13 protein-coding genes are annotated in these 18,145 nt (G+C 71.6%); 5 read left to right on the forward strand and 8 right to left on the reverse strand.

The annotated features are described in order from the left end of the window. Positions 1 to 10: 10 nt before the first annotated feature. From ACYVKZ_RS17950 to ACYVKZ_RS17985, 8 genes are all read right to left on the reverse strand, one after another. Positions 11 to 952: a WXG100 family type VII secretion target gene (locus ACYVKZ_RS17950; RefSeq protein WP_460993610.1), complete on the reverse strand. Its 942-nt coding sequence runs from the start codon at positions 950 to 952 to the stop codon at positions 11 to 13. 125 nt (positions 953 to 1,077) lie between these two features. Next, the gene (locus ACYVKZ_RS17955) at positions 1,078 to 1,758 is read right to left on the reverse strand and encodes a hypothetical protein (protein ID WP_460993611.1); all 681 of its coding nucleotides are present in this window, start codon (positions 1,756 to 1,758) and stop codon (positions 1,078 to 1,080) included. Positions 1,759 to 1,833: 75 nt separating this feature from the next. Continuing rightward, positions 1,834 to 2,373 (reverse strand): dihydrofolate reductase, encoded by a 540-nt coding sequence (locus ACYVKZ_RS17960; protein WP_460993612.1) that lies wholly within the window; start codon positions 2,371 to 2,373, stop codon positions 1,834 to 1,836. Continuing rightward, positions 2,370 to 3,188 carry a thymidylate synthase gene (locus ACYVKZ_RS17965; protein ID WP_460993613.1) on the reverse strand — a complete coding sequence of 273 codons (819 nt, stop codon included), beginning with the start codon at positions 3,186 to 3,188 and terminating at the stop codon, positions 2,370 to 2,372. The genes ACYVKZ_RS17960 and ACYVKZ_RS17965 overlap by 4 nt, the downstream gene beginning before the upstream one ends. Positions 3,189 to 3,221: 33 nt before the next feature. Beyond that, positions 3,222 to 4,199 carry an NUDIX hydrolase gene (locus tag ACYVKZ_RS17970; RefSeq protein ID WP_460993650.1) on the reverse strand — a complete coding sequence of 326 codons (978 nt, stop codon included), beginning with the start codon at positions 4,197 to 4,199 and terminating at the stop codon, positions 3,222 to 3,224. Further along, positions 4,196 to 6,460 (reverse strand): RNA degradosome polyphosphate kinase, encoded by a 2,265-nt coding sequence (locus ACYVKZ_RS17975; protein ID WP_460993614.1) that lies wholly within the window; start codon positions 6,458 to 6,460, stop codon positions 4,196 to 4,198. Before ACYVKZ_RS17975 ends, ACYVKZ_RS17970 begins: the two co-directional genes overlap by 4 nt. A 60-nt stretch (positions 6,461 to 6,520) precedes the next feature. After that, positions 6,521 to 7,525, reverse strand: coding sequence for a mycothiol synthase (gene mshD, locus ACYVKZ_RS17980; RefSeq protein WP_460993615.1), 1,005 nt, complete (start codon positions 7,523 to 7,525; stop codon positions 6,521 to 6,523). A 222-nt stretch (positions 7,526 to 7,747) separates the two neighbouring features. Beyond that, entirely contained in the window at positions 7,748 to 8,443 is a 696-nt protein-coding gene (locus tag ACYVKZ_RS17985; protein WP_307004574.1) for a winged helix-turn-helix transcriptional regulator, read from the reverse strand. 165 nt (positions 8,444 to 8,608) lie between these two features. On the opposite strand from ACYVKZ_RS17985, the gene ACYVKZ_RS17990 reads away from it, so the two are divergent. The 5 genes from ACYVKZ_RS17990 to ACYVKZ_RS18010 all read left to right on the forward strand — a co-directional run bounded on the left by ACYVKZ_RS17990 (position 8,609) and on the right by ACYVKZ_RS18010 (position 18,094). Beyond that, a complete protein-coding gene (locus ACYVKZ_RS17990; RefSeq protein ID WP_460993616.1) occupies positions 8,609 to 9,355 on the forward strand; it encodes a permease in 747 nt (248 codons plus the stop codon). Positions 9,356 to 9,581: 226 nt separating this feature from the next. Continuing rightward, positions 9,582 to 10,211 (forward strand): nitrobindin family protein, encoded by a 630-nt coding sequence (locus ACYVKZ_RS17995; RefSeq protein ID WP_460993617.1) that lies wholly within the window; start codon positions 9,582 to 9,584, stop codon positions 10,209 to 10,211. 67 nt (positions 10,212 to 10,278) lie between these two features. Continuing rightward, positions 10,279 to 11,415 carry a CAF17-like 4Fe-4S cluster assembly/insertion protein YgfZ gene (gene ygfZ / locus ACYVKZ_RS18000; protein WP_460993618.1) on the forward strand — a complete coding sequence of 379 codons (1,137 nt, stop codon included), beginning with the start codon at positions 10,279 to 10,281 and terminating at the stop codon, positions 11,413 to 11,415. Continuing rightward, the gene (locus ACYVKZ_RS18005; RefSeq protein ID WP_460993619.1) at positions 11,412 to 11,813 is read left to right on the forward strand and encodes an ankyrin repeat domain-containing protein; all 402 of its coding nucleotides are present in this window, start codon (positions 11,412 to 11,414) and stop codon (positions 11,811 to 11,813) included. The genes ygfZ and ACYVKZ_RS18005 overlap by 4 nt, the downstream gene beginning before the upstream one ends. Positions 11,814 to 12,073: 260 nt before the next feature. Next, positions 12,074 to 18,094, forward strand: coding sequence for an Ig-like domain-containing protein (locus ACYVKZ_RS18010; RefSeq protein WP_460993620.1), 6,021 nt, complete (start codon positions 12,074 to 12,076; stop codon positions 18,092 to 18,094). Positions 18,095 to 18,145: the final 51 nt, after the last annotated feature.

The following is an 18,145-nucleotide window of genomic DNA, read 5'->3' on the forward strand; positions in this document are numbered from 1 at the left end:
CCTCAGTCGTTCAGAATCCGAAGAAGCTCTTGGCGCCGTCCCAGGCGCCCTCGGCGGCGTGCGCAACGCCCTCTGCGGCGTCCTTGACGCCCGAGCCGACAGCGTTGACCGCGTTGTGGATGACCGGGATGTTGTCGTAGAGCGCGAGCGCCCCGCTCGCCACCATGCACGCTGTCCCCGCCGGTGGGGGCAGGAAGGAGGCAGCGCCGAGCCCCGCCTTCACGAGGGAGTAGACACCCTGGCCAGTGTCGCCGTCGGAGAAGTGGTCGATGGCCTGCACGCCGTCGATGGCCACGCCGAGGCCGCCGAGGCCCTTTCCGAACGCGTCCAGTCCCTTGGCCCACTTCGAGCCCTCGGCAAGGCCGCCCATCACCGAGATGTCCTTGAAGTTCAGGTCGAAGATGTCCGAGCTCACTTTGAAGGCGTTGCGGAAGCCGACGAGGAGCTTGTCGGAGTCCGCAGTGACATCGAGGTGGCGGCCAATGCGGACGAGCTCCGTGACTCCGAACCGCAGGTTGGGGAAGGCTTTGATGGTGCCGTAGACGCCCCAGGCGTTGTAGAAGGGGTTGTTCTCTAGCCAGTCGGGAAGCCAGGGGGTGTCCTTCCCGCCCGCGGCGGTGCCGGATCCTCCCGGACCGGCTGCGCCGCCGTCGGCACCGCCCGGCCGGCCGCCGTTGAGCTCGGCGCTCGTGCGCTCCTGGGCTTCGGCGTTCGCCGCGAGGGTCCTCGCGCTGTCGGCCAGATCAGCCGCGATCTTCTGGAAGGCGGGCCGGTGCAGCTGGGCCCAGGCGCGAGCGAAGTCCTCGGCGTCCTGTCCGGCCCACACCTGGGGGAGCCTGGTGGTGAGCTGGTCGATGGACCGTTGCGCGTTGCGGATGGTCGTCGACTTGATCGTCAGCTGCTTCCCGAGCGCCCTGAGCTGCTCGGGGTTCGCACCCTGCTGGATGGCCATGCGTCCCCTCTTCCCCCCACATCCACTGTTCTCGGCCACCACCGTATGCGGGCGGCTCCCGGGCGCGCGATGGGGAGTCCTCCCCGGCCCCCGAGCGATGCCGCCCCGGCTGCCCCCGACCGCCCTCACGCGAGGTCGCCGCGGACGGCCCGGAGCGTCACCAGGAGCTCAGCGTCGTCCGCGGGGTACTCCGTCGGCTCCTCGCCCTCGGGCACGGTCTGGCCGAGCAGCCACCCGCCCCCATCCGCGCGCCGGACGGTCAGGGATACGCCCTGTCCCTCGAGGTGCCGCTCGACGGTCACCCGGCCCGCCGGGTGCTCCGCGAGGTGGCCGCGGACCAGACTGAGGGTGGCCTCCGCCCCCGGGAGGTCTGCGGGCTGGGGGAGCGCCCACCATGTGCCGTAGGCGCGGGGCCGCAGGAGGATCGCGACGTCGGGCGCCTCGAGCAGCACGATCCTGTCGGTCCATCCGGAAGCCTCGAGGGTGAGGACCATGCGCCGCTCGGCGGCGCCGAGCGCGACCGCGATGCCGGCCACTGCGCCCTCGACCGTGAGCTCGCCGCGGGCATCGACGAGCGCATAGCTGCGCGCGACGAGGGAGGAGGCCCCGGCCGAGATGATGTCCTCGACGTTGGCGAACTGGTCCACGCCGAGGAGGGCGGCCGTCGCCGGCACGGAGTCGCCGCCATGGAAGGCGAGCAGGGCGAGCACCTCTGCGAACCCGAGGCCGATCTGCTCGGGCACGGTCGCCGAAGTGCCGCGGGACGAGGTGCGGTCGGAGGGGGTTGGGTGGGTCGCCGTCGTCATGGCACCAGCTAACTACACCGAGGGGCGCCACGCGTGGAGGGGCTCGATCGGCCGGGGAAGTCCGCCCCGCTGCCCCTAGCCCCGGCGGAACTCGACGATGCGGTAGGGGACACCCGTGGCAGAGGTGAGCCATCCGCCGTCGTCCGGGAGGACCGAGCCGAGCTGCCAGCCGGCGCCCAGATCGGGGGCGAACGTGTCGCCGTCGACGTCCAGGTCGAGGATGGTGACGACCGCGAGGTCGGCGAGGGGCAGGGCCTGCTCGAACAGCTCGCCGCCGCCGATCACCCACACGCGCTCGGCGCCCTCGGCCTCCCCGGCGGCGCGCAGCCCCTCCTCGAGCGAATGCACGACGACGGCCCCGCCCGCCTCCCAGGCCGGCTGGCGGGTGAACACGATGTTGGTGCGGCCGGAGAACGGCCGGAAGCGTTCGGGAATCGAGTCCCACGTGCGCCGGCCCATGACCACGGGGTGGCCGGTGGTGGTCGCGGCGAAGTGCTTCATGTCCTCGGGGACGTGCCACGGCATGGTCCCACCCCTGCCGATGACGCCGCCCTGCTGGGTCTGGGCCCAGATGAGCCCGATCCGGCCGCGGGTGCCGTGCTGCTGGGTGCTCATACGGCGATGGGGGCCTTGATCGTGGGATGGTGCCGGTAGCCGAGCACCTCGAAGTCCCCGTACTGGTAGTCGAAGATGCTCGCCGGTGTCCGCGTGATCGCCAGCCGCGGGGCGGGGTACGCCTCGCGGGAGAGCTGCTCGTGGACCTGGTCGAGGTGGTTGTCGTAGATGTGGCAGTCCCCGCCGGTCCAGACGAACTCGCCCACGCCCAGGCCGAGCTGGTCGGCCACGAGGTGGGTCAGGAGCGCGTAGGAGGCGATGTTGAACGGGACGCCGAGGAACAGGTCGGCGCTGCGCTGGTAGAGCTGGCAGGACAGCTTCGCCGGACCGCCGTCTGCGCCGGGCTCGACGTAGAACTGGAACAGCGCGTGGCAGGGCGGCAGCGCCATCTGGTCCACCTCGGCGGGGTTCCAGGCGGTGACGATGTGCCGGCGCGAGTCCGGGTTGGTGCGCAGCGAATCCATCACCTTGGTGATCTGGTCGATGTGCCCGCCGTCCGGCGTGGGCCACGAGCGCCACTGGACGCCGTAGACGGGACCGAGCTCGCCGGCGTCGTCCGCCCACTCGTCCCAGATGGTCACCCCGCGCTCCTGCAGCCACCGCACGTTGGAGTCGCCGCGGAGGAACCACAGCAGTTCGAGGGCGACCGACTTGAAGTGCACCCGCTTGGTCGTCACCAGCGGGAACCCCTCGGCGAGGTCGAAGCGCATCTGCCGACCGAACACGCTGCGGGTGCCCGTGCCGGTGCGGTCGCCCTTGTGGGCGCCGTGGGCGAGCACGTCCCGCAAGAGGTCCTCGTAGGGGGTGGGGATCATGCGTCCCAGCCTAGCCGCATCAGTCGGGTCCGATCAGTCGTCGTACGGCTTGACCTGCTCGACCGCCACGACGTCCCGCCGGCCGTCGGCCGGCACATGGAACACGATCAGCTCCCCGGGGGTCAGGTAGGGGTCGGAGGCGGGCAGCTTCGCCGAGAGCGCGGGGTCCAGATGGGCGCGGAACTCGTCCAGGAGGACCGGCAGGACCGGGCGGTGGGTGCACAGCACGGCCGGCTTGCCCTTGTCGAAGAGACGTCCGACGGCGGCGGCGGCCTTCCGCGGCTTCCTCGCCGCGCGGTGCTCGGTCAGGTCGTCCACGAGGCGCATCTTGACCTTGGTGGGGGAGGCGCGCACGTAGGGGAGCACGGTGTCGACGCAGCGGGTCCACGGGCTCGTCACCACGCGGACCGGCTTCCACACCGTCAGGAGCCGCCCCACGGCCTGGGCCTGGCGGAGGCCGCTGGCCGCGAGGGTCCTGTCTCCCTCGGCCTTGGTCCAGGAACTGCGGGGCTTCGCCTTCGCGTGCCGCAGGAGGATGAGCGGGACCGTGGCGAGGGCGCCCTGCTCGTGGGCTCGGACGAGCGCGCGGAGCGGTTCGACGTCCGACTGGTTGCTCAGGAGCAGCTCGGCCTCCTCCGGGGTGCACCAGTGCACCTGGTCCACTTCATCCCCGTCCGGCCGCACCGGAACGGACTTCTCGAGCCGGAGGGCCCAGTAGTGGACGGACTTGAGGCCCGCCGCCACCCGGTAGTGGGCCGTGGGCAGCGGGATGCCGAGGCGCGCGTCGACGCCGATCTCCTCGCGGACCTCGCGGGCCGCGCACTCCGGGAGCGTCTCCCCGGCGTCGAGCTTGCCCTTGGGCCAGGACCAGTCGTCGTAGCGGGGCCGGTGGATCAGCAGCACCTTGAGTGCCTCGCCGTTGGCCCGCCAGGGAATGGCCCCGGCAGCTCGGACGGCGACCTGCTCGCCCGGGTGCTCGGCCTGGTCGATGACAGGGGCGTCGGACATCAGCGCAGGCTCACTGCCCGTGGGCGGGTGCGCGAGGCGAGGAGCCAGGACTGGATGTCCTCGAGCGGGCGGCCGGTCTCGTCGACGTGGTGCCGGGTCCAGTGCCCCTCGCGGTCCAGATGCCAGGAGGCGGTGGTGGGCGCCATGTAGCGGTCGAGCAGCGCGACGAGGTCCGCGATATCCTCCCGGTTGCGCAGCTGGACGAGGGCCTCCACGCGGCGGTCCAGGTTCCGGTGCATCATGTCCGCCGAGCCGATGTAGACCACGGGGTTGCCGCCGTTGGCGAAGGCGAAGACCCGGGAGTGCTCGAGGAAGCGTCCCAGGATCGAGCGGACGGTGATGTTCTCGCTCAGTCCGGGCACGCCCGGCCGCAGCGCGCAGATACCGCGGACAATGATGTCCACCGTCACGCCCGCCTGGGAGGCACGGTAGAGCGCATCGATGATCGCCTCGTCGACCATCGAGTTGACCTTGATGACGACCCGCGCGCGCAGGCCGGCCCTCGCGTTGCGGATCTCGGTCTCGATGCGGTCGATCAGGCCCGAGCGGACCGAGCGGGGGGCCACGAGGAGGCGCTTGAACGTGGACTTCGGCGCGTAGCCGGAGAGCTGGTTGAAGAGCTTGGACAGGTCCTCGCCCACCTGCTCGTCGCACGTGAGGAGGCCGAGGTCCTCGTAGTACCTGGCGGTGCGGGGGTGGTAGTTGCCCGTGCCGATGTGGCAGTAGCGGCGCAGCCCGTCGTTCTCCTGGCGGACCACGAGGGAGAGCTTGCAGTGGGTCTTGAGGCCCACGATCCCGTACACCACGTGCACGCCCGCCTGCTCGAGCTTGCGCGCCCACGAGATGTTGGCCTGCTCGTCGAAGCGCGCCTTGATCTCCACGAGCGCCAGGACCTGCTTGCCGGCCTCGGCGGCGTCGATGAGCGCGTCCACGATGGGGGAGTCGCCCGAGGTGCGGTACAGGGTCTGCTTGATCGCCTGGACCTTCGGGTCCGCCGCGGCCTGCTCGAGGAAGGCCTGGACGGAGGTGGAGAACGAGTCGTAGGGGTGGTGCAGGAGGATGTCGCGGCGGCGCATCGCGGCGAACACGTTCGCGGCCTTGGCGGTCTCGGACTCGTTCAGGAACCGGGACGTGTGGGCGAGCTGCTTCGGGTAGTGCAGCTCGGGCCGGTCGACCCTGGCGATCACGGAGAGCCCGCGCAGGTCGAGCGGCGCTGGGAGGGAGTAGACCTCCAGCTCCTCGACGCCGAGCTCGCGGACCAGGAGCGCGAGGACGTTGGGGCTGATGTCCGTGGTGACCTCGAGGCGCACGGGCGGCCCGAAGCGGCGCCGCAGGAGCTCCTTCTCGAGCGCCTGGAGGAGGTTCTCGGCGTCGTCCTCCTCCACCTCGAGGTCTTCGTTGCGGGTGACCCGGAACGTGTGGTGCTCGAGCACCTCCATGCCGGGGAAGAGCTGGTCGAGGTGGACGGCGATGAGCTCCTCGAGCGGGATGAAGCGGGCGCTGCGGCGGCTCCCGGCGCGCGGGCCGTCCACCGAGATGAGGCGGGGGAGCTGGTCCGGGACCTTGAGCCTGGCGAAGAGCTCCTTCTCGCTCACCGGGTTGCGCACGATCACCGCGAGGTTGAGGGACAAGCCCGAGATGTACGGGAAGGGGTGGGCCGGGTCCACGGCGAGCGGGGTCAGGATGGGGAAGACCTGCTCGGAGAACATCGCGCTGAGCTGCTCGTGCTCGGCCTCGCCGAGGTCGCCCCAGGACACCAGGCGGATGCCCGCCTCCTCGAGGGCCGGGCGGATCTGCTCGGCGAAGACCCGGGTGTGGCGCTCCTGGAGCACGTGCGCCGCCTCGGAGATCTGGTCGAGCACCTCGTGCGGGCTGAGCCCGGCCGGAGAGGGCACGGCGAGTCCGGTCGCGATGCGCCGCTTGAGCCCGGCCACGCGCACCATGAAGAACTCGTCGAGGTTGGAGGCGAAGATGGACAGGAAGTTGACCCGCTCGAGCAGGAAGAGGTCGGGGTCCTCGGCGAGCTCGAGCACGCGGGCGTTGAACGCGAGCCAGCTCAGTTCGCGGTCGAGGAAGCGGTCCGGGCCGTGCTCGCCCTCGGGGGCCAGGCTCGGCTCGGCCTCCGGAATGTAGATCCGGTCCTCGGTGGCCCGGGCCGCGGGCACCTCGGAGGAGCCGAAGACGGGGGTGGGGCGGGCCGCCGTCGTGCCCGCTGCGGGCGACGGCGCGGCGGCGGGGCTGCTGCTCTGGGCGGCTTCAGTCATGGGTTCTCCCGGGAGCGCAAGGGGCGGTCTGGTGCTGTTCCAACCCTACTAGGGCAGGGCCTAGTGGGCCGGTGTGGCGCGCGCTTCCCCCTCGGCCGGGGAGGTGCTGTAGAGGATGTCCCGGTCCCACACCGTGAACCCGAGGCGCCGGTACATGGCCACGGCAGGGATGTTATCCGCGTCCGTGTAGAGCATGACGGTGGCGAGTCCCAGCCCGTGGAGGTAGTCGATGCCCTGGAGGGTCAGGACGCGCCCGAGGCCGCGGCCCTGTGCCTCGGGGACCACCCCGACCGCGTACACCTCGCCCAGCGCGCGGTGCTCGCCGTGGGCGGGGTGCACCTTGGTCCAGTGGAATCCGAGGATGCGGTCCTCGCCGTCCACCGCGAGGAAGAAGCCCTGCGGGTCGAACCACTCCTCGGCCATCCGCGCCTCCAGGTCGCTGCGCCGCAGCTGGCCCTGCTCGGGGTGGTGCGCGAAGGCCGCGCGGTTCGCCGCGAGCCAGGCGTCCTCGTCCCGGCCGGGCTCGAAGGCGCGGATCTGGACGCCTTCCGGCAGGGGCGGCGTCGACTCGTGCGGCCGGCGGACCAGGACCATCTTCCACAGTTCCCGCTCGGGGACGAACCCGTAGGCGGTGGCCAGCTCCGCGGCGGCCTCGTGGTTGCCGTGGGACCAGGCCTTGAGGCCGGCGAGCCCGGTGGCGCCGCGCAGCTCCTTGATGGCCTCCACGATCCGGACGCCCACGCCCTGATTGCGGTAGTTCGGGTGGACGGCCAGCTCGACCACGCCGATGCCGTCCGGGCCGAAGGCGATGCCGGCGATCCCCGCGAGGTCCTCGGGCGCCGAGGATCCCGAGGTGTCGTCCAAGGCGTGCACGGCGACGGTCAGGATTTCCTCCGACCGCGTCTCCGGCGACTTCATCAGCACGGTGGTCTGCTCCGAGAGGGAGGGGTTGCCGTCGGCGTCCTCCGCGGCTTCCAGCAGGGCCCGGGCCTCGGCCCACAGCGCCTGGGGAATGCGGCCCTCGACCACGGTGACTGGCCAATCCTGCGGGTATGCGCTGGTCATGGGAGCAAGGCTAGCGAACGGGCGGGTGAATCCGTACGGTTTGCCGGGCCCCGGGGCGTGCGGTAGAGTCGTCGTCTGCCGCCGGGAAGCCGGCGGGCAGGGGGGATCCACCAGTGGGGTGGCTTCGATACGTTCGACCCGTATGTCCTCCACCCTGACGAAGGCCCCGCACACCAGTGCGGGGCCTTCGCCGTGCCGGTGACCTGGGCGGGCGCCGGAGCGTCAGGCCTCGCTCAGCTCGTCCTCGGCCAGGCGGGTGAGGGTGAGCCGATAGCCGACGTTCCGCACGGTGCCGATGAGGCCCTCGTGGTCGGTGCCCAGCTTCGCCCGGAGCCGCCGCACATGCACGTCCACCGTCCGGGTCCCGCCGTAGTAGTCGTAGCCCCACACCTCGGTGAGGAGCTGCTGGCGGGTGAAGACCCGGCCGGGGTGCTGGGCGAGGTACTTGAGGAGCTCGAACTCCTTGAACGTCAGGTTGAGCGCCTCGCCGTTCACCTTGGCGGTGTAGCTCGCCTCATCGATCACGACGCCGGCCGCCCGGATCTCCGTCTCGGGCTCCTCCACCGCTGTGGCGCGGGAGGTGGCCAGGCGGATCCTGGCCTCGACCTCGGCGGGGCCGGCGGAGTCGAGCACGATGTCGTCGACGCTCCAAGCCGGGGAGACGGCAGCCATCCCGCCCTCGGTGAGGACGAGGATGAGCGGCGCGCTGAGGCCGGTGGCCCGGAGCAGCTGCGTCAGTGAACGGGAGCCCACGAGGTCCTTGCGCGCATCCAGGAAGATGACGTCCGAGGGGTCCGCGTCCAAGAGGGCCGTCGGCTCGGCCGGGAGGATGTGCACCCGGTGGTTGAGCAGCTCGAGGGCGGGGAGGATGTCGACTGACGAGCCGGTGGCGTTCGTCAGGAGCAGGATGTGCGACATGGTTCCTCCGTAAGGATCTGTCTGCACTGCGTCGGGCAGCGGCCTATCTCGCCGATGAGCCGATTATAGGGCGCGCGGTCGCAGCGCCCACTGAGCACGTGTCACATTCGCACCCGACGTGAGGCAGGATGGCAGGGTGACTAGCGCAGACCAGAGGGCGGCCCGATGAGGGCGTGGACCCGCTCCGTGGCGGGCGGTGCCGTCGCGATCGCCGGCATCGCGGTCGCCGTCGGCACGGGCCTCGGAGGCACCGCGGCACAGTTCGCAGGCGTCGCCGCCGTGTCGGTCGTCGTCGGCTTCGGCTGGCCCCACTTCCTGGGCATCCCGGCGAAGAAGACGAACGGCGCGGTCATCTCCCTGGCCGGTGTGGCCTCGGCCGCCGCGACGGCGTTCGTGCCCGGGCCGCAGTACCTCGCGTGGACACCTCTGGCGATCGCCGTGGGCGTCATGGCCGTGGTGGTGGTCCAGCTCCTCCGGGGGACGGGCCAGAGCCATCGCCTCGAGTCCGCGTTCGGGGCGAGCGCCGGGGTGCTGCTGTGCGGCCTGGGCGCGGGGTGGATCGCCACCGCCCGGCTCACCGGCGCCGGGTCGATGCTCCTCGTCGCGGCCATCAGCACCGTGGTCGCGCTGCTGCTGGGCATGATCCGCTGGCCGGACACCATCATCGCGCCGGCCACCGTGGTCTTCGCCGGCCTCGCCGCCCCCCTCGCCGGACTAGTCCTGACCGACGTCGCCGTCCTCCCGGCGACGATCGCGGGCGTGGTGATCGGCGCGGTGCTCGCGGCCTTCCGCGCCCTCAACAGCGCCCGCCCGGACCGCCTCGCCGCCGCAGGCTTCGTGGCGATGGGCCTCGCGCCGGCGTTCGCCGTGGGCGCGATCGCCTATTTCCTGGACCGGATGCTGGTGGTCTGAGCCGCCCGGGGGCCGCGGCCGCTGTGGCGCCTCTCACGCTCGGAGGCCCTCCGCGAGGCGCTACGATGGCAGCTATGAGCGTTGCTGCCTTCGAGATCTTCTTCCTCGTCCTCCTTGCCGTCGCGTCCGTCTCCATGGCCTGGTTCGCCGGGCTCGTCGTGTGGAAGCTGTTCAAGGGCCAGCGCTGAGCTAGAGCCCCCTCCGTCCGCGGACAAGGAGCCAGTACGTGCCCATTGAGATCCCGTCCGGCCTCACCCCCGAGCTTGTCCCGCTGTCGTGGCTCATCGGGGAGTGGGAGGGCCACGGCCGGCTCGGTGCGGGCGAGGGGGACGACGAGCACTTCGTCCAGCACGTCGAGTTCGCCCACAGCGGCTTCCCCTACCTGAAGTACACCGCCGAGAGCTGGCTCGCGGACGAGGACGGCAAGCGCATCCGGCCGCTCGCCACCGAGGCGGGGTACTGGCAGCTGGACCGTCCGGTCCAGGACGCCGACGGCGGCCCGGGGCTCAGGCCGCCGGACATCGTCCCGGCCTACACCTCCGCGGACGAGGTCGAGTCCCTGCGCAACAGCAGCGACGGCTTCGACATCACGGTGACGATCGTGCACCCCGGCAGCATCGCCGAGCTGTACTACGGCCAGATCCGAGGCCCCCAGATCCAGCTGAGCACCGACGCCGTGCTGCGGGGCGCCCATGCCCGGGACTACAAGGCGGCCACGCGCATCTTCGGGCTCGTCAACTCGGACCTGTTCTGGCGCTGGGATGTCGCCGCGGGCGGCGAGCCCCTCGCGCCGCACGCCTCCGCGATCCTCCACCGCGTCTCCCGGCCCGAATCCGGCCGCGCCCCCGCCGAGTAGCCGTCCCCTGCGGACAGCGGACTGCCGCGCCGGGAGTGAAATCGCCCCCGATCTCGTTGGAACGGATATGACCCAGGCTTCCCCCCTCATGGCACGACCCGGCGCGGTGGCCGCGCATGGCCCCGACGAGGGCGTCGCCGCCCACTACGGAGACCCGGTGCGGGAGCAGCGCGAGCTCGCCGGCGGCCGCGCGGCCGTGGACCTCTCCTACCGCGGCATCGTCACGGTGGCGGGCCCCGACCGGCTCTCCTGGCTGACCACCCTCTCCTCGCAGCAGGTCTCCGGCCTGCTGCCGGGCCAGTCCAGCGAGCTGCTCCTGCTCAGCGTCCAGGGCCGCATCGAGTACGATGCGCGCGTGCTGGACGACGGCGAGCGGGCGTGGCTCCTCGTCGAGGCCGACGAGGCACAGGGCCTCGCGGCGTGGCTCGAGTCCATGAAGTTCATGCTCCGCGTCGAGGTCGAGGATGTCTCGGCGCGCTGGGGCGTGCTGGGCGCGACGCGCCGCCTCGAGCTGCTCGCGCCGTTCGCCCCCGGCGGGCGCGGCCTGACGTGGGAGGACCCATGGCCGCACATCGCGGCCGGCGGCTTCAGCTACACCACGGTCGACGAGGCTCACCACCCCGGGCTCGAGCGGCCCTGGTTCGAGCACGTGGTGGAGCGCGCGCGCCTCGCCGAGGCGGCCGCCGCGCTCGAGTCGGACGGCGTGGGGCTCGCCGGCACCATGGCCTCCGAGGCGCTGCGGATTGCCGCCTGGCGTCCGCGCTGGGGCCTCGAGACCGACGAGCGGACCATCCCGCACGAGCTCGACCTCCTCCGGACCGCCGTGCACCTCGCGAAGGGCTGCTACAAGGGCCAGGAGACGGTGGCCCGCGTGCACAACCTCGGGCACCCGCCGCGCCGGCTCACCCTCCTGCAGCTCGACGGGTCCGCGCACACCCTCCCCGCGCCCGGCAGTGCCGTCTTCCCGGCGGGCTCGGACGCCGGGGCGCGGCCGGTGGGCACCGTGACCTCGGCGGCGCTCCACCACGAGATGGGCCCGATAGCGCTTGCCGTGCTCAAGCGCTCCGTGGACCCCGGCGCCACCCTCGTGGTGCGCGGTGAGGCCGACGGCGAGGAGTACGCGGCCGCCCAGGAAGTCATCGTCGCCCCCGACGCCGGCCAGGTCGTCGGCAGGCCCACCGGACTGCTCAGGAGGAACGCATGAGCGAGGACGCGCAGATCCCGGAGGACGTCGTCGCCCTCGCCGGGAAGCTCTTCGACGCCGCCCGCGCCGGGGACGCCCCGGTGCTTCGGGCCTACCTCGAGGCCGGCGCCCCGGCGACCCTCGTGAACCACGCGGGGGACACGCTCGTCATGCTCGCCGCCTACCACGGCCACGCCGAGACGGTCCGCCTCCTGGGCTCGCACGGGGCGGACGTCGGGGCGGCCAACGACCGCGGCCAGACCCCCCTCGCGGGCGCCGTGTTCAAGGGATACGCCGACGTGGTGGACGCCCTCCTCGACCTCGGCGCGGACCCCGACGCGGGCAGCCCCACCGCCCGGCAGGCGGCCCACATGTTCGGCCGGACGGACCTCATCGACAGGTTCGGCACCGCCGGCTGATTCCGGCGAGGTTGCCCCGTGGGAGCGCGGGGTCGCCCCGCTGCATGGGGAGTTCTCCCCGCGCCCTCGGCGGCGCGGGCGGGCCTTTGGTAACCTCGGGGTGCCGCCTGCCCTCTCGGGGAGGGCTGCGGCATCTGAACCGCAGGGGACCGGGCCGCCGATGATGCTGCCCGCGGGTGCGGCGATTCGACGGGAGAAGGCCAGTGCGACGAGCCGGGGGGCTGCGCCATCGGGCGACAAGGCTCGTTGTATCCACATCGATGGCCGTGGCCGCGGCCCTGCTCGCCGCCGCGGCGATCCTGTATCCGGGGTTCACTTCGGTGTCCGCCGACCTGAACGACGGCGGAGTCTGGGTGACCAACGGCTCCGTGAACATGGTGGGCCACCTCAACTTCTCCTCGAAGGTCCTCGACGGCGGTGTGTCCGCCCGCTCGGGCAGCTTCGACGTCGTCCAGCAGGGCCGCTCGGTCGCCGTCCAGGACAAGGGAGTCGCGACGCTGAGCCCCGTCGACGTCGCCGAGGTGCGCCTGGCCGGCGACCTCCCGTTCGCCGGCACGGGCAGCTCCGCGTTCGGCACGACGACGGCCGCCCTCGCCGATCCCGGCACCGGCCGGGTCTGGGCCCTCCCGCTCGACCGGCTCAGCGGCTTCACCCCCCAGAACACCGAGCCGACGGTCCAGGACCTTCCGGGCGCCGTGGCCACCGTGTCCGCCCAGAACGAGGTGATCGCGGTCTCGGCGGCGCGCACTGAGATCGTCCGCGTGCCGGAGAACGGCGATCCCACCTTCACCAAGCTCGACGGGCTCGCCACCTCCGCGAAGGTGCAGGTGGCCGCGGTGGGCGGAGACGTCGTCGTGCTCGACACCGGTGCGGGCACCCTGTTCCTCCCCAACGGCCAGCGCGTCACCCGCGACGACTTCCGCAACGCCCAGCTGCAGGACACCGGCCCCGCCGCCGACGCGGTCGCGGTGAGCACCGCGAAGGCCCTCGTCACCGTCCCGCTCGGCGGCGGCGACCCGCGGGTGCTGGAGGCAGCCGGGGGCCGCCCGGGGCTCCCCGCGCGCCCCGTCCAGCAGGGCGGCTGCATCCACTCCGCCTGGGCCGGGACCGGCATCTACCTGCGCCAGTGCGGCGGCGGCCAGCCGGATATCAGGGACATCCCCTCGGCACGCCCCGACTCCGAGCTCGTGTTCCGGACCAACCGGGACCTCGTGGTCCTGAACGACGTCCACGGCGGCAACGTCTGGCTCGTCACCGAGCAGATGCAGCTCGTCAACAACTGGCAGGAGATCGTCCCCCAGAAGACCGTCAAGAACGGCGACAAGGAGGACTCCGCCGAGATCATGCTCCAGAAGGAGCTGCCCAAGCGGGACGAGGAGAACAAGCCGCCCACCGCCATGCCGGACGACTTCGGCGTGCGGCCCGGCCGGACCGTGATCCTCCCCGTGCTCCTCAACGACTCCGATCCGGACGGCGACGTCCTCACCGTGCGGCCCACGGGTCAGGCCGCCCGCATCGGCGCGGTCCAGCCGATCTTCAACGGCGCGGCCCTGCAGATCGTCGTCGCCGCCGACGCGAAGGGCAACGACGCCTTCGAGTACGAGGTCTCCGACGGCCGCGGCGGCACCGCCACGGCCAAGGTCACGCTCTCGGTCCGGGACAACGCGACGAACACGCCACCGCGGCAGATGCGGGCGAACACGATCGCGGTCGAGCAGGGCACCTCGGTCTCGCAGAACATCCTGGGTGACTTCGTGGATCCCGACGGCGACGAGATGTTCCTCGCGGGCGCCACCACGTCCGGCACCGGCGACTCGGTGCGCTTCCAGCCCGACGGGACCATCACCTTCACCGACGGCGGCACCTCGCTCGGCAAGAAGGAGATCACCCTCAAGGTCTCCGACGGGCGCGACGTCACGGAGGCGACGATCACGGCGGACGTCCGGTCGCGCGGCTCCCTGCCGCCGCAGACCACCCCGGACCATGTCCGCACGGGCGTGGACGAGCCCATCGTCGTCTCGCCGCTCGCCAACGACATCGACCCGTCGGGGACCGGCCTCCGCCTGCTCAAGGTCGAGCCCGTCCCGGGACTCGACGTCGTCATGAACTCCGAGGACGGGACGTTCTCCGCGAAGGCCGCCGAGCCGAAGGTGTACTACGCGGTGTACCTCGCCTCGAACGGGTCGGCCACCGCCCAGGGGCTCGTCCGGATCGATGTCGAGGCGAAGTCGGCCGACGACGGCGCGCCCGTCGCCGTGCGCGACGTCGCCCTCCTCCCGTCCGGCGGCAACGTCCTCGTGGACCCGCTCGCGAACGACACCGATCCGGGCGGCGGCGTGCTCGTGGTGCAGTCGATCTCGCTGCCGCAGGACGCGCCGGTCACCGTCTCGGTCATCGACCACGCGATCCTGCGGATCACGGACACGCGGGGGCTCAAGGAACCGCTCTCCTTCGGCTACGTGGTCTCCAACGGTGACAAGACGGCCAGCTCGACTGTCACCGTGACACCGGTGCCGCCGCCTGCCAAGCTTGACCCGCCGGTCGCGAAGCCGGACTCGGTGGTGGTCCGGGCAGGCGACACCGTGACGATCCCCGTGCTCGCCAACGACTCGCACCCCAACGGGGCGCCCATCACGCTCGACCCCAAGCTCGTCGAGGTCCCGGACCCGGCCTCGGGCCACCTCTTCGTCGACCAGGACAAGCTGCGCTTCTCGGCCGGGCCGAACCCCGGGACCGTGTACGGCATCTACCAGGTCGTCGACCCTGCCGGGCAGAAGGACTCCGCGAAGGTCACCATCACCATCCGGCCGGCGGACCCGGCCCAGAACGGCATGCCCGTCCCCAAGAACCTCACTGCCCGCGTGCTCGCCGGCCATGCCGCGAAGGTCGCCGTCCCGCTCGACGGCGTCGATCCGGACGGCGATTCCGTGACCATCACCGGCATCGAGAAGCCACCGGCCCTGGGCACGGCGATCGTCAAGGACGGGTACATCGAGTACACGGCGGCCAATGACGCCAGTGGCAAGGACACCTTCACCTACGTGGTCGAGGACCGGTATGGCGGCCGCGGGGTCGCGACCGTCCTCGTCGGCGTCGCCGCCGTCCCGAACACCAACCAGAAGCCCATCCCGGGCGACGACAAGGTCTCCGTGCGTCCCGGGCGCCCGGTCTCCGTCGACGCGCTCGCGAACGACACCGACCCCGACGGCGACACCGTGCGGCTCGTCGCCGACGGATTCGAGCTCCCGCAGGGGACCACGGCGAGGGTGGACGAGGGACGCGTCGTCGTCACGCCGCCATCGGCCCCCGGTACCGTCACCGCCCGCTACACGGTCGACGACGGCCGCGGCGGCCGGGCCGTCGGCAACATCATCGTCACGGTGGATCCGAACGCCCCGCTCAAGGCCCCGATCGCCCGCGACGACCGGGTCAACCCCATGGACGTGGCCGGCAAGAAGACCTTCGCCGTGGACGTCCTCAAGAACGACGAGGATCCCGACGGCGTCGCGAGCGACCTCAAGGTGGCCATTCCGCCGAGCGCCGCGGCTCCGGGCACCACCGTGGACGGCGGGAGGGTCAACGTCGCGCTGACCGAGGCTCCCCAGGCCATCCCCTACAGCGTCACCGACATGGACGGCCTGCAGGCCACCGCGATCATCTGGGTGCCGGGCCTGCGCGACCAGCGGCCGGTGCTCAAGACCCTCGATCCCGCGCACGCCAAGGCCGGGCAGCCGCTCGAGCTCAAGCTCGCCGACTACGTCACTGTGCGTCCGGGCAGGAGCCCGCGGATCACGGGGGAGAGCGCCGTCTCCGCGGTCGCCGCCGACGGTTCCGGCCTCGTCAAGGACGCCGGCACCCTCCGCTACACCCCGCGGAAGGACTACGGAGGCCGTGCCTCCATCACGTTCGAGGTCACGGACGGCACCGGCCCGGACGACTCCGACGGGCTCAAGAGCATCCTGACCATCCCGATCGACGTCGAGCCGACCGCGGACAAGCCCAACACCGCGCCAACCTTCGCCACCAGCATCCTCGAGGCGGCCCAGGGCGAGGACGCCGGGCAGCTTGACCTCCGCGCAGCCACGACCGACCCGGACCCGGGCGACATCGACCGCGCCACCTATAAGATCACGGGGGCGGCGCCCGAAGGCGTGGACGTTTCCCTCGATGGCTCGGTGCTCAAGGCCAAGGTCACCTCCGCCCAGCGCGGCACCTCCGGGAGGGTCGGCATCCAGGTCGACGACGGCCGCGGCGGGAAGGCCGACGGCACCGTCGAGGTGCGGGTAGTACGCTCGACCCGGCCGCTCGCCGTCGCCAATCCCGACGCGGTACCCGACGCCCAGGCGGGCAAGCCCGTCGACATCCCTGTCCTGGCCAATGACGCCAACCCGTTCCCCGGCAAGCCGCTCACAGTGGTCCGCGCGGGCGTCGGCAGCGGCGGCGGCGATGCCCGAGTCGAAGGCGACCACGTCGTCGTGACCCCCGCAGCGGGATTCCACGGCCAGCTGACGGGCACCTACCGTGTCGGCGACGCGACCGCGGACACCGAGCGCGAGGTCGAGGGCACGTTCACCGTGACGGTCCGCGACAAGCCGGACGCGCCGAGCGCCCCTGTCGTCGACGGCATGTCGAGCCGACAGGTGGTGCTGCACTGGACCCCGCCGTCGAACAACGGCGCAGAGATAAGTGCATACCGGGTCAACTACGCGGGCGGCAGCCAGGCCTGCCCAACGACCACCTGCACCGTCACTGGGCTCACCAACGGCACCAACTACACCTTCACTGTCGTCGCGACGAACGCCGTCGGCGACTCCGCACCGAGCCCCGCCTCGGCCCCCATCACTCCCGACGCGAAGCCGTCCCAGCCCGGGCCTCCCGTGCTGTCCCGCGGCGACAAGAGCATCTCGATGACCTGGACCGCGCCCGCCAACGAGGGCACCCCGATCCAGAGCTACACGATCGAGCTCTCCTCCGAAGAGGGCGTCCGGCGCCGCACGGTCGGAGCGGTCACCCAGCTGAGCTGGACCGGCCTCACCAACGGCGTCGAGTACCGCGCGCGGATCCAGGCCAAGAACGGCGCCAAGGACCCGTCCGACTGGTCCTCGCTCTCGCCTGCCGCCAAGCCGGCAGGCGCCCCGCTCGCACCCGCGGCACCCACGGCGACCCGCTCGACGTCGGCCGTCAACGGCGGCGTCGTCGACGTGGCGTGGGCCTCGGAACCCCTCAAGAACAACGGAGAGCCGGTGACGTCCTACGACGTGCTCGTCTACCGCGGCGGATCCGTCGCGAAGACGGTGACCGGAGTGACTGGAACGCGCCAGCAGGTCACGGGCCTCGACAACTCCTCGACCTACACGTTCGCGCTCGTGGCCCACAACAATGTGGGCGCCTCGCCGCAGGGTACCCGCAGCAACCCGGTGACGCCGTACGGGCGTCCGGGCGCGGTCACCAACCTGAGTGCGACGCCGGCGAACACCACGGGCAGTGGCAACCAGGTCCAGCTCGCCTTCAGTCCCGCCGCATCCAACGGTGATCCGATCTCCGGCTACCAGTACTCGATCGACGGAGGTAGCAGCTGGAGCGGGCTGGCCTCGAACAAGATCGTCGGTGGCCTGCAGAATGGCACGGGCTACTCGTTCCTGGTGCGCGCGGTGAACTCCGCCGGGCCCGGGCCCAACAGCAACGCTGCATCCGCCAACCCGTACGGCCAGCCGAAGACCCCGGTGGCCAACGCCGCGACCAACGGCATCCACGTGGACATGACCTGGAACACCGGCGGGTACAACAACGGCCGGCCCAGCACCGTCACCGTGACGATCGACGGCGGCGCCGCGGCCAACGACGGCGCCGCCACCGTGGGCAACGGGCCCGATGAGGCGCACTCGATCACCGTCAAGGCCTGCGTTCAGGGCGAGCCGACGAACTGCTCGAGCACGTCCGACTCCGCGCGCACTGCCTCGCCCAGCGCGACCCTGGCCCAGGGCCCGCGCGCGAATGATCCGCAGTGCGCGTCGAGTGCGTGCTACTACTTCGACATCACAGCACGGAATTTCCATCCGAATTCCAGCGTGTTCGTCCAGTGCTGGAACGACAGCGGCGGTGCTCATGTCTTCGCGTCCTACCACGCGACGACGGATGGGAACGGGTACTTCCGCCACAACAGCAACTGTTTCCTCGGACATGCCAACGACGTAAACCCCAACAATAAGTGGAGCAAGGGCTGGGCGACCCTCGACGACGGCAGAGGCGGAACAGCCAGGACCAACGACGCCACCTGGTAGGAGTGACGCTCGCCGCAGGTACACGTCCGCCGAGGTCGCCCCGCGGACAAA

The organism is Sinomonas soli (assembly GCF_054782415.1).